This window comes from Streptomyces sp. NPDC019531 (assembly GCF_044903305.1).
In the GTDB taxonomy this organism is placed as follows: Bacteria; Actinomycetota; Actinomycetes; order Streptomycetales; family Streptomycetaceae; genus Streptomyces.
Genome location: NZ_JBJDQL010000039.1, coordinates 15,961 through 29,900, shown reverse-complemented (window position 1 = coordinate 29,900; position 13,940 = coordinate 15,961). Strand labels below are relative to the sequence as shown.

1 pseudogene (running past both ends of the window) is annotated in these 13,940 nt (G+C 72.9%); it reads left to right on the top strand.

The annotated features are described in order from the left end of the window. Positions 1-13,940, top strand: a pseudogene (locus tag ACI2L1_RS33850) (hypothetical protein) (its annotated part extends past both window edges: 19,164 nt to the left, 15,960 nt to the right); the annotation flags it as partial.

Here is a 13,940-nt window from a genome sequence, read left to right as displayed (position 1 = left end):
GGCGCGCCCGGGGAGGCCGAGACGGTCGGTACGCCGGAGCAGGCGCCCGCCGCCGAGGAGGTCCCCGCGCCCGAGGAGGCGCCCACCTCCGACGACACCCAGGTACCCGAGCAGGCCCCCACCGACGAGGCCCACTCCCCCACGCAAGCGATCGCCACCCCGCCGGTGGAACCGCAGGCCGGCCAAACGGACACCGCCGAACAGGCACCCGCCACCGAAGAAGTCCCCGCACCCGAAGAGGCACCCAACTCCGACGACACCCACGTACCCGAACAGGCCCCCACCCCCACGCAGGCCGTCGCCTCCACGTCGGCGGAACGGCAGGCCGGCCGGCCGGACTCAGCGGAGGAGGCGCCCGGCGCCGAGGTGCCGTGGTACGTGGAGCGGGGCGCTCTGGGCGAGGTGACCGTCCATGACGCCAAGGCGTTCGACGAGGACGTGGCGCGGCAGTGGGCGGAGCGAGTCGCGTTCGAGGTGACGCGGCCGGGGGACGCCACCGAGCTGATCGAGGGCATCTACGACGCGGTCCGCGGGCTGCTGGTCGGCGCGCCCGAGTCGTCGTCGGCGACGCAGGTCCACGGCGGGGACGAACACGCCGCCACGCCCGCCGCCGTCTGGGACCGGGCGCTGCAGCGGGGCCTGATGGTGACGGCCGGCGACCACGTGGTGTGGGTGCGGCCGGTGCTGAAGGAACTCGCGCCCGCCCCGGCGGATCCCCAGGCGGACGCGGCGGTGCGCGAGTACAAGGTGTCCTTCGCCGGGCTGTCGTCCACCGCCAAGACCGCGATCGAACGGCCCCACGGCGCTGACGTCATCCCGCTCACAGCCCTGTCCCTCGCCCAGGGCGCCGGCTCCCTGCTGCCGGTGATCCCGCTGATCGGCGGCCAGTGGGGCCGCCAGCAGGCCACGGAACTCGAACGCAGCGTGGTCGCGGGCCGCAAGGTCTTCGTGTGGCAGATGCTCCGGTTCCTGGCGAGTGGAGCGCACCTGCGGGTCTTCGTGGACGGCGAGCCGCGCCCCTACCTCTCCGGGGGCGAGCAGCTGGTCGTACCGGCCAAGGTGACGGTGGACCTGCCCTCGGACTTCACCCGGCCGGGCGGGCCTCGCCTTGCAGCCGTGGACGGGCCCGATCAGCAGGGCACCGGTGTGGCGCGCCCGCACCACGCCCGTGAGGTGATCAACGCCATCGACCTGGTGCCGGTGGCGGCCCAGCTGCAACAGCGCCTGCGTTCCGCGGGACTGCCCGCCGAGGCGGTGCGGCAGGTCACGGAGACGGTGCTGTCCCGGCTCAACGAGAAAGCGGCCCGCAACCGCAGCAGGTACCTGCTCGGCAACGGCGTGCTGACGAACCGGGTCGACGTCCGCGCGGGCCGGGGCAAGTTCCGCGGCCGCGTCGCCATCAAGGCGCAGATCCACGACCTGCAGTACCTGGGTGACACCCCGGGAGTCGCCGTGCGCGAGGACTCCGGTGTGGGCATCACCGCCGCCCGTTCGCGGATGGACACGGCGCGGCTGTCGCTCGGCGTGGCCAGCGGGGGCGGAACCAGTGGCGCGGTCCGGTTCATGCCCTCCGCCGCGCTGTCGTACGACCGCAGCCGCAACGCCGGGCACGGCCTGGCCGAGGTGGCGATGAGCCACACCGTGCTCAACGCCACCAGCGAGCAGGCCCGGTACCGGGCGGGGCTGCGGGTGACGGTGGAGGTGCTGTCGGACACCCACCGCATCGCTCCCGTGGAGCACGTCGTCGACGCGGAGATCGGCATCCCCGGCCGGGAGGCGGCCGACTTCGAGAAGCGGCTGCTGGGCGAGGACGCGTCGCCGCTGCGGCAGGCGGCACCCTCTCTGGAGGGCCCGGTCGACGCGCAGCCGAACGTGGCGCGGTTGCTGACGCTGGCCGCGGACCACGGGGTGGAGCTCACGGAGTCCGCCTACCAGCGGCCGGCGAGGCTGGACGCCCCGCTGCCGCAACCGCATCCGCGCGAGCCGCTGGCGCTGGCGTCCCGGCTCGGTCAGGGCTTCGGCATGGGCATCGCCCTGCCCGGCGCCGAGCTCGTACTCCCCCAGATCCGCACCGTACTGGCCACGCTGCACCGACAGTTGACGGGCGGCCGGACGCCCGACTGGTCGACGGCCGAGGACGACCTGATCGCGTGGTTCGACCGCCCGGCTCTCGAAGGCGACCTGCCGCGGCTGCTGGCGGGTGTGACCCACGGGATCACCCTGAACGGCCGGGCGTACACCGTGTCGGTGGGCGCGCGTCTGCTGGAGCGGGTCGGCGGCCGGACCGACGTGGACGCCTACCCGATGACCGTCAACGCGCGGGCGCTGGAGAGCGCCGCGGCGACCGGCAACCGGGCGACCTCCTGGGGCGTCGGCTTCCAGCTCGGTGCCCGGGCGAGCGTGCAGCTCAAGAAGATCCTGCGCCTGCAACTGGGCAACGTCGGCTTCTCGGTCGGCGGCGGGCGCAGCGGCACCAGCACGTTCGCGGGCGCCGCCAAGTCGTACCGGCGCACGGAGACGGTCGGCTCGGTCGACGAGCATGTCTACAACCTGGTCTACGAGCTGTCGGTGCGCTCCGCGGGCCACTCGCCGCAGCGGTGGTGGATCGACCGGCCCGACGACGTGGTGGCCCGGATCGTCGTACCGCACCAGCACGTCCCCGCGCAGCCGCTCGGCGTCGACGACGCCCGCGCGGCCGGCCGTGTGAGCCCGCTGGCCGCGTTGCCGGAGACGACGACCGACTTCCGCCATGGCGGCGTCGCCGGCGTCTTCCCGGCCTTCCTCACCCCGCGCGAACTGCCGTTCGCCGCGGCACGGTTGCTCCAGGAGGCCGACGGGCTGCCCGAGAGCTGGCTGGAGGACTGGGGGAACTGGCCCGCCGAGCTGCACCGGACCTTCTCGTCCACGGACCTGGCGGCCCGCTTCGCGGACCTGGTCGGACCGAGCGGCGTGCTGGTCGACCTGCCCACCACCGGCGGCCGGCACCACATGCTGCGCGTCCGGATGGTGGTCACCGAGCCCAGGCACCTCACCGCCCATGCCGCGAAGGGCGAGGAGGTGGAGATCGAGCAGTACTCGCAGGGACAGGCGCAGTACGAGAGCGGGCGCGGGAAGGAGCGCTCGGTCGGTCTGACCGGCGGGGCCGGTCTGCGGTTCGAAGTCGGTGACGAGGAGGTGAAGTTCGGGCACGCCAGGGTCACCACCCAGGGCAAGGCGGGCTGGGAGTGGGGCCGCAGCAACGAGGAGAGCGCGAGCGCGGGCCCGGTGGGCATCACCCGTGCCACGTACGGCGGCACCACCCACACCTACCGCGCGAACCCGGTGTTCGAACTCACCGTCTTCCGGTGGAAGAGCCCCGGCGTGCTCGACCGGCTGACCGGCGCCGGCCGCGGCATGACCAGCAGGACGCAGATCGTCCAGGTCGTGGACGGACTGGACTTCCTCGTACCCGAGCGGCGGATCCCGGACCTTGGCCTCCCCGTGCCGTCGGACGTGGTGGCGGCGCCGCACGAGCCGACGGGCTACGTCGACCCCGCACTGCTGCCGGGGGTCGCCCACGCCGAGGTGCTGCACGCCGACGGTGTGCTGGAGCTGATGAAGGGGTGGCTCGGCGAGCAGGGCCTGGTGAAGGACCGCGGCGACGGGTACCGGCCGAACCTGCTGCTGCGCGAACTGGAGAGGTCCTTCTCCTCCGAGGCGCTGCTCAGCCAGTACGCGGTGCTGACGGGCGGCGGCGTGTCGCGGTGGCTCGCTGTGCCCTCCGCCTTCGGCGCCCGCTACCTGTGGGTGCGGGTCACCGCGGAGGCGGGACGGCCGCAGGATCAGCTCGACCGGCCCGACGTACGGCTGACGCTGCGCAACCAGACGGTGCGGGCGACCGGCGAGTCCCGGGCGACGTCCTTCGGATGGCAGGCCGCCTTCGTGGCGCGCGCCCTGTTCGGCGAGGTGACCCATGTCGGCCCGGAGATCGAGGCCGGCTACCACCGGGCGACCGAGGCAGGCCACGAGAAGTCCGAGAAGGAGATGGAGATCTACCGGGCGCAGACCCGGGAGGGCTCCGTCGAGTTCGGCCATGAGCTGACGTTCCACGTCCGGATGGGTCTCGCCCACGAGCTGCCCGACGTGCTCCGCGCTCCGCTCGGCGCGGTACGCGGCACCGCGCTGACGGTGGCCGGCTGGACCGGGCACCACCAGGACGCTTCTGCGTGGTGGCAGGCTCACGAGACGTTCGTCAAGAGCTTCCCGGGGCCTGAGAGCACCGACGCCGGCACCGTACGCGGCGATGTCCGTCTCCTGGTCCCGCGGCACCTCGTCACCGCCGGCGAGTTGCCGCCCGCTGCGGCTCGCGCGTACGGCACCGACCCGGTGTGGGAGCCGGCCGCCGCCGGCCGGCCGCAGCCCTCCGCCAGTGCGACGCCCGCGCCCTTGCTGGAGCGACTGGCGCAGGACGCCCACCCGTGGGCGCTGCCCGCGCACGCGGCGGTGCACAAGTGGGCGGCACTGGCCGCGGCCCCCTCGCGGGTGCAGCGCGAGAACCTGGCGGCAGTGGACCCGGAGACCTGGAACATCCCCGGGCCGCATATCTCGGCAGGCGTGTCGTACGCCCACCACACGGGCGAGAACCTGCTGCGGGCCGGCTTCGAGAAGCTGCTGAAGCACCAGTACGTGGTGCCGGTCGGCGGGCGCGACGTCACCGTCGGCATCGACGTGCTGGGCGTCACGCGTATCGGCCCGGCCGACCCCGCCGTCTTCAAGGCCCGCCACTACACCCAGGCCCACGAGTCGGAGAAGGACCCCGTCAAGCAGTCCTCCGGATGGGCCGTCGGGGCCGGCCTGGAGAGCGGGCAGGACCCGGAGCGGGGCCCCCGGTTCATCAACCGCGCCCCGTACACCTACGGGTGGGACCGCAGCCAGGAGACCTCGGGCGAGGCCGACGACGTCGACGAGACCAACCGGGAGCGGCCGAAGCAGGCGTACCTCTACTACAAGGCCACCCTCGGCCTCGTCCTGACCGGCCGCCACGGACAGCTCCGGGTCACCGTCCCGGACGGCCTGTACTTCATGCTCCCGTCCGACGCGGACCTGGCCGAGTGGCTGGAGCGAACCGAGCCACCCGCGCTTGTCCAGGCCGAACAGGCCGGTCCCGCCGCACTGGCCCCGGTCGAGGAGGAGCCGACGTACGAGCGGCCGACGACCGTTGGGGAGGAACCGACCTCTGACCGGCTGGCGACCGGTGGGGAAGAACCGACGTCCGACCGGCCGACGACCGGTGGGGAGGAACCGACCTCCGACCGGCCGACGACCGTTGGGGAAGAACCGACCTCCGACCGGCCGACGACCGTTGGGGAACAACCGACGCCCGACCGGCCGACGACCGGTGGAGACGAGCCGCACCTGCCCGTGCAGACGCCCACCGACGAGGTGGCGGTGCCGAGTGGGGTCTCGCGGGCGCCGCAGGAGATGGTGCGGCCGGTGGCGGATCCGGTGTTGCCGGAGCAGTGGCAGCACCGGCGGGCCGATGCGCCGGGCGCGCGGCTGGAGACCGAGCGGTTCGATCCGTTGCGCGGAGCGCCGCTCGCGGGTGGCTGGCTGCCCGGGACCAAGACCAGGATCCGCGCGATCGTCCGGCGGATCCAGGCCGAGGACGGCCGCTGGGTGCGCGATGTGACGCTGCACCTGCCGGTGCGCTTCGGCGAGGGCTTCACTGCGCAGCTGCTGCCGGAGTTCGAGGGCCGCTGGCGCGCCGCGCTGGACCGCTACTTCAACACCGGCCTGCGACTGCCGCGATCGGGCGACCAGTTGCACATCGGTCTGCAGCTGACTTCCGTCTCCGGCAGCCAGGAGGCCATCGAGCTGAGCATGGCGGACGTCCCCGAGCGGTCGGACCAGCTCAACTTCCGCCTGCAGTCGGAGGACCCGGCGCTCGAACCGGCGGAGCTGCGGACGCGGCAGATCCACAACGATCTGATGGGCCTGCACGAGCTGGCACACTTCGTCGGCCTGCCGGACACCTACGGCGACCCGGAGTCGGTGTTCCGCAACGCCCCCGAGAAGACCGCCGGCACCGGCATCATGGCCGACATCAGTACGGTCCCGGGCACGGACGTGCCCAGGCGCTACCTGGAGATCATCGAGGGCGTCATCGACTCCGGTCCCGTCGTACGGGATCACCCCCTGCCGACGTTCGACCCGGTGGACCGGCGTGAGGTGTTCGAGGCGGTCCTCGCCGAGGCGCTGACCGCGGTCGACGGGGTCCGGCCGGGTGACGGTGCCGATCTGTCGGGTGTCCAGGAGCTCATGGACCGGATCGAGGATGACTTCGGGAGGCACTTCCCGAAGGACGACTTCGACGTGCGCCCGGTGGGGCGGATCGAGGAGGTCGCACCCGAGATCGTCCAGGCGCTGGAGCGTGCGGGCTGGTCGCGGAACCTGATCCAGCCGAACGTCGTGGACGCGATGGCCCGGGGCCGCAGGCGCCTCAAGCTCGAAGCTCAGCGCGCCCTGAACAAGTACCGTCAGCTGCCCTTGGCGGAGCGGCTCCAGCGGGTCACCGACGGGGATCCGGGGTCGTCCGTACGTACGGTGACGATCGGTGCGTACGCCGTCGTCCCCACTCCGCGCGAGGCGCTCGGCGGGGCCGTCCTCCAGGTCACGCACCTCCCCACGGGGCTGCGTTGGGGCTTCGGCGACAACGGGGAGCAGACGTACCACGAGGTGTTCCTCGGCAGTGTCGCCCGCGACATTCCCGCCGAACTGGAGGGAGTCAAGGTCGCGTTCACCGGGGGGAGCGTCGATTTCGCCGACGCTGCCCGCGTCGCGGACCGTTTCACGCCGGCCACGGAGATCCCCGAGGGCGTGGACGGCGCCTTCGGCATCGCCGACGGGAACGGGACGACGTGGTACTTCACCGCGGAGGGTGTCCACAACGGCCGCACGGTCCGGCTCTCCGACGGGACCGGATCCCTGCACTTCGAGGTGGGGCTGCCCGGGACCACCGAGCCCGGCTTCCTCGACACCGCGGGCCGACGGGACGACACCGTGCGGGCCGTCCCGCTCGGGTCCGGGCGGATCGCCGTACGGCGGGACGCGTCGGACCGCCGGCCGCTGGAGCACCGGGTCTACCAGCAGCACGGCGCGCTTCAGGAGACGACCGTCGCCATTCGAGGGCGGGCGGGCGTCCCGACCGGCGAGCACTGGCGGATCGACCACACGACCGGCACGGCGTCCCGCCTCGGCGCCTTCGGTACCCGGGTGGCGGGCCCGCGCGGCTTCGCCACGGTCGGTACGTCCCCCACCGGCGCGCTGCGCCTGACCGGCCCCGACCAGCCCGGTGTCGTCCTCTTCGAGCAGGAGCAGCTGCCCGGTGGGCACGTCCTGCACATCGACCGGGACGACGCCGGCAAGCTTCGCTGGACCGAGTTCGACCCGGCCGGGAACCAGGTCGCGCACGGCAGGCGCACCCAGAACGCCAGGACGCGGACCTTCCACGACACGCGCACCAGCCGCCTGCCGCGGATGAACCTCCTCGACGTACGGACCTACCGTCCGACGGCCGACGGCGGCGTGGTCCGTGCCCAGCAGGGCGCCGACGGCACCTGGACCTGGACCCGTTTCGACGCCGACGGCACCGAGCTGCTCTCCGGTACGCGGCGCTGGAACTGGATCCGTTCCGGCTACAAGGACGTCCACACCGATCCGGAGACGGGCCGGGAGGTCGTAGCGGGGCGCAGCGGTGACGCGTGGCCGTTCGTCACGGGGACCGGGGAGCCGGCCGGACAGCCGGAGACGGCGGTGGACGTCGAACTCATGGCGCAGCGGCCCGCGAACGCACCGGTCGTCGCCGCGCCGCCCGCCACGAGCAGGCCTGCCGCGTTCCGCCCGATGCTGGACGCGGTCCCCGAGATCTCCGAGGACGCGACCGTCGAGGGGATCCGGCTCTCCGGCGTCGACAGGATCGCCGAACTCGCCGGTACCGGCATCCAGTTGAGGGATTCGCTGCGCCCCGTCCTGGTGGACCGGGAGGGAGTGCCCCTGCCCGGCGTGGTCGTGACGCCGCGTGCGGACAGCGGTTTCAGGGTCGCGGGGCTCCCGGCGGGCATGCTGCACCTCTCGGCGGCCGGGCAGTTCCAGTTCCGTACGGTGCGGTTGCCGGGCACGGACCGGCTGCTGCGGTTGTCCTCACAGGCCGGCGTGGACGGCGGGGCCCGCCTGGCCGATCCCGACGGCATGCCGCTGGCGGACGTGCCCGGGGTGGCGACCGTCTCCGGTTCCGACGGCGGCCTCACGGTGCGGATGCCCGCGGCCGACGGGCCCGACGGGGCGGTGCTGGAGTGGCACCTCGACGCCAACGCCGAGGTGCGCGCGCTGGAGGTCCCGCTGCGGGGCGACGGGATCGGCGGACTGTCCCGGCTCCGCGTACGCACCGACCTCCTGCCGGGCACGGACGGGGTCGTCGCGCGGCGCAAGCTGCACGGCCCCCTCGCTGCCCTCTTCGACATCTGGCTGGAGCAGCCCACGCCCTCGTCGCAGGAGCGGCTGGACGACGGGTTCACCGTGACGGACGCGGGCAGCGACCGCGTCCACCACTTCGACACGCTCGGCATGTCGCGCTCCCTGGACGCACCGGCCCCGGACACGCAGGTGACGCAACCGGCCGACGAGGAGTTGCCGGCCGGCCAAGAGTTGCTCTCCGACGATGAGGGGCTGTCCGACGAAGAGGGGGACCTCGTCTCGGAGTTGACGTCCTTCCCCAAGCTGTCACCTGTGGCGATGTCGCATGCCGAGTCGGCGAACGAGGAGGAGGCCGATTCGGACGATGAGGGGCTGTCCGACGAAGAGGGCGATGCCGTCTCGGAGTTGGCGTCCTTCCCCAAGTCATCGCCCTTCGGGTCGACGAAGGTCTTCGCCTCGCCCTCGGGCCTCTCGGCCTCCGAGGAGACGGCACATCCCGAGCCGACGGACGAGGAGGACGCGTCCGACGAGGAGTCGGACGCTCCAACGGAGCTGACGTCGTTCAAGGCGTCCCCGGTCGTGGCGGAGCCACACACCCCGGCGTCGGAAGCCGTCGCCTCTCCGGTCGGCGACACCGTGACGTCTCCGGCGCCGACGACGGCCGCCCCGGTGGCCGCCCCGGTGGCCGGTGGGCACCGGTGGATGCGGGTGCTCTACAAGGACGCGCGGTACTTCCCGAAGGCCCAGGCCTTCGAGTCGCGGCTGGGCGCGTTCGCCGCCGAGCACCCCCGGGCGCAGACCGCGGCACGGCAGGCCGTGAGCCGTCTGTACGAGGTGTTGCTCGACGCGCACCGGGACGTCGCCACCGCGGAGGAGATCGCGCGGGTCTTCACGGGCGACGCCGCCACGACCGGACTGCGCGACCTGCTGGAGCAGGGCGGCGTCGACGAGTTGATGACGGCCTTCACCCGTGCCGCCCTCGCCACCGACTCGCCCCTGACGCTGCGTTCGCTGCTGCGGGACATCGCCGACTCCGGCGACTGGGCGCGGGCGGAGGATCTGCGCCTGGACGCCGCGACCCTGCGGGAGCAGACGTCGTTCCTGCGGGAGCGGCCGGGCGGACTGCGCTCCCGTGTGCGGGAGCTGATGGGCCGGGTGGATCCGGCCAGGGCCACGGCCTCCGCGAGGGACTTCTTCCTCGGCGAGCAGGGCCCGGAGCTGCTGCCGAGCCTGGTCACCGGCGAGCCCAGGACCGAGGTCGACCCGCGTTCCCCGCTCTACCGCGAGATGCACGACAAGCGGGGTATGCCGCTGGTCGGGGGCGTGTCCGGGACCGCGGCGCGGCTGGGCAACGCCTTCCGGCTGCTGGACCCGCCCGGTGCGGACGTCGACGGCCTGGCGCTGGCGCTCGTCGGCTGGATGTTGCCGGGGCAGGAGCACTCGCTGTACGAGGTCATGGCGGGCCTTCAGAAGGCGGACGTCGTGCCGTCGCTGGCCGGCCGGCCGCTGGACGACGCGGCGCAGATGTACCGTTCCGTCCCGGGCGTGCGGCTCGGGGAGCTGCGCGAGCAGGCGGGCGAGGACGGCATGCTGCCGCACGAGGCGGCCTACATGGCCAGGGTCTCCATTTCGCCCGAGAACGGCGGCTTCAACTCGCCCGGCGAAGACCTGCGCGCGGCACAGACGCGCCGCAGGGAGTTCCAGGAGCTCGCCGAGCGGCCGAAGGGCCGCGCCTCGATGCTGCCGTCGGAGGCCGAACGCTGGGTCCGGGACAACGGCATGTCGGCGCAGGAGGTGCTGGAGCGGCTGAGCCCGGCGCACTTCGCCGCCCTCGTCGCCTACACCGTCGCGGCGTTCCCGCTGATGAACGTGCTGCTCACGCACGGCTCGGGCGGCACGCGCGTGGCATTGCGCGTCCAGGTCAGGGCGATCCTCGACAAGGCGTTCACCGGCTCGTCCTGGATCGTGCCGCCCGCCCTGGAGTCGTACCAGGACGTCGGCGACCTGTTCCGCGCTCATCGCCCGGACATGTCGTCCTGGGAGAAGGCACGCCTCAAGGCACGGATCCACGCCGCCGCCGACCGGGCGCTCCCCGCCATCGAGAAGGAGATGGCGGCCCACTCGGCGATGATGCTGGAAGCCCTCGCGCAGCTGCCGCCCGCGACCGGCGAGGCTTGGCGCGGCACACGTTCCGTGGGCGACCTGAAGTCGGGGATCGGCCGGTTCGTCTCGCCCGGTTTCGGCGGCTCGGAGCTCTCCTTCAGCGCGTTCGCCAGCTTCAGCCGACAGGAGAAGCTGGCACTGGACTTCCTGAGCAGGCCGGCTCGCCTGCCCCTGACCCACCCCGTGCTGGTCCGGGCCGAGCTCAGCGGCAACTGGGCCCGGGACATCTCCGCCTTCTCGGCGACCCCGCACGAGCAGGAGCTGCTCTTCCTGCCCGGGGCCCGGCTGAAGGTCACCTCCCGGCGGGTCTGGGGCCACGACGGCCTGCTGTACGAGGAGATCGGCGTCGTCGAGAAGCAGCCGGACCTCTCTCCGGCCACCCTCGGCAACCCGGCCGTGTCCGATGACCAGGCCGCCGAGCTGCGCCACGCCCTTCTTTCGCTGAGCGGCGCCGGTGCGATCGCGACCCACAGCGGCCTGGGGTCGCTGGCCAGGCTGACCGGCGCGCCGAACGGACTGCAGGTGTGGCGCCTGGCCGGTCTGGCCGCCCAGGCGTTCGGAGGCCTGGCGCACCTGACCGTCGAGGGACTGACGACCGTGCGCCGCGCGGCGGACGTGACCCGCCGGGCCCTGAGGCTCGGCGCGGACGAGCCGGTGACCGGCGAGCATGTGGACGCCGTGGTGCGCCGGCTGCGGGGCGCCGCCGCCGATGGCCCGGTCACACTGGAGGAGCGGCAGCGGCTGCTCGACCTGGTCGCCGGGCTCAAGACGCCGGGCCGGCCCGTCACGTACGCCCAGCTCGCACAGGCCTGGCAGACGCCCGACGCGGCGGAGCAGCAGGCCGACGGCGTCGTCTCCGAGGACGTCGAGCCGAGCGGCGGGCAGGGCACCGCGGAGGTGGCCGGCCAGGACCACGTCGACACCCCGGAGGTTCCGGAGGAGGCCGCAAACAACGCAAACAACGCGCACGGAACGGGCGATGCGGACAGCGCGGACAACGCGGGCGCGATCGAGATCCAGCCGGCCCCGGACGTCGTACAGGAACAGGCGCCTGACGGGGATCCGCTCGATCCCGGGCTGTGGGAGGTCGGTACGGCATCGGTGTCCCGGGCCGAGCCGGACCCGCTGGAACCGCTCGCCCCCGGCCAGAACCGTGCCCTGCGGGCGCTGTACACGGATCCGTCGTACTTCGCGAGGGCGGAGGGGTTCGAGACGCGGCTCGGTGCGTACGCGTTCAACCATCCGCAGGCGCTGGAGACTGCGCGGAAGAGCACCAGGCGCCTCTTCGAGGTGCTGACGAAGGCGGCGCCGGACCTCGGGCGGGACGAGATCGCCTCGGTCTTCTTCAGCCACGACGTGACCTCGGCAGGTCAGCTCGGTGACCGTACGCCGTCGTCCGCCCTTCAGGAACTGCTGGAGCGGGGCAATGTCCGGGAGCTGATGACGGCGTTCTTCAACGCCGCGTTCTTCAAGGAATCGCCGCACACGTTGAAGTCACTGCTGCTGCGGATCGCCGACCGCCGCGACTGGGCGGAGGCGGAGCGTCTCGGGCTGGACGTCCAGGCGGTGCGGGAACAGGCGTCGTTCCTGCGGGGCGCGCTGCGCTCCCGGATGCACAGCCTGCTGAGCCGGGTCGCGCCGGGCAGGGAGACGGCGTTCAACAAGGACTTCTTCGCGATCGGGAACGTGGCCGCGCAGTCGGCGTCGTGGAAGCGTGAGCTGCCCAAGTACCTGAGCGCGTCACGAGCACTGCGTCCGTGGAACGAGCGGCTGGCGGCGGACATCGCCAGGACGCCGCGCGAGTGGGCGCGGTTGGGCGTTCCGCTGAGCGAGCGCGAGGCGGCCTTCCTGGCGGCGAACCCCTTCGCGCTCGGGGTGATGGGTTTCCGCACCGAGCGGGTTCCGCTGGAGAACGTCGTCTTCGACGGGCAGGGTGCGCCGGTCCTGGACGAGCTGCGCGCCGCTCCCGGCGTGCTCGGCGTCGAGGTGCACTACAGCGCTCCCGAGAGCACCGAGAGCCGGACGGTCACCGGCATCACCCGGATCATCGCGGAGCCCGCGGTCATCGAGAACCCGCGCGCCGGCGACCTGGCACCGGGCGAGAAGGGCCCGGAACTGCCGCTGCCCGTCGTGTCGGGCCGGGCCCAATGGTCGATGCTTCCCGGTTCCTCGCTGTACCGCGGCAGGCACGACAAGCAGGGCATGCCGCTGGTCGCGGGCATCTCGGGTACGGCCGCGAAGATCGGCAACGCCTTCAAGCTGCTGAACGCGCCGGGAGGGGACCCGGACGGCCTCACGCTGTCCCTGCTGGGATGGATGCTGCCGGTCCAGGACCACTCCCTGTACGAGATCCTCTCCGGCCTGCAGACGGCGGACGTGGTGCCCTCGCTGGCCGGGAACCCGCTGGACGACGCCTCGCGGATGTACCGGTCGGTCCCGGGCGTCCGGGTCGCGGAGCTGCGGGAGCACGCCGCTGAAGACGGCATGCTGCCCCACGAGGCCGTCTACGTCTCCAAGTTCGCCATGCCCGCCGACCAGGGCGGCTTCCGCGAGCCCGGCCGGGGCAAGCTGAGGAAGGCCGAGCAGCGCCGAGCGGACTTCGAGCGCCTCCTCGACCGCGGGTTCCACGTGGACCCGGAGCGGCGGTCGTACGCCGAATCCTGGCTGCTGCGGCACGGCATGACGGCGCGTCAGGTGCTGGACCGGCTGAGCCCCGCCCACTTCGCCGCCCTCATGATCTACAGCGGGTTCGTGCACCCGCTGATGAACGTGCTGCTCACCTTCCCTTCCGGTGCCACCCGGACGGCGCTGCGCGTCCAGGCCCGCAGTGGCATCGACGCGCGCGTCGACTCCGAAGGCAAGGACTACCCGCTGCCGCGCGTGCTGACCGGCGACCCGGCCGTCAGCAGCCTCCTGGAGAGGGTGCGCGAGGACATGCCGTCCGCGGAGAAGGCGGCGCTCAAGAAGCAGCTGTACGCCGCCCTGGAGCCGCTGCTGCCCCGCATCGAGAAGGAACTCGCGATCCACACCGCGATGCTGCGGGAGGCCCTCGCGCAGATTCCGCCCACGGTCGGCGAGGCCTGGCGCGGGACCCGTTTCGTGGGCGACCTCGACTCGCCGACGGGCCGGTTGCTCGCCGGACTCGGCGGCTCCGAGCTCACCTTCCCGGCCTTCACCAGCTTCGCCCACGCGGACTACATCGGGCACTTCTTCCTCGGCCGGCAGCGCCGCCTGCCCATGACCCGCCCCGTGCTGATCCGTACCGAACTCACCGGGAACTCCGGCCGGGACATCTCGGCCTTCGTGAACAACCCGGACGAGACCGA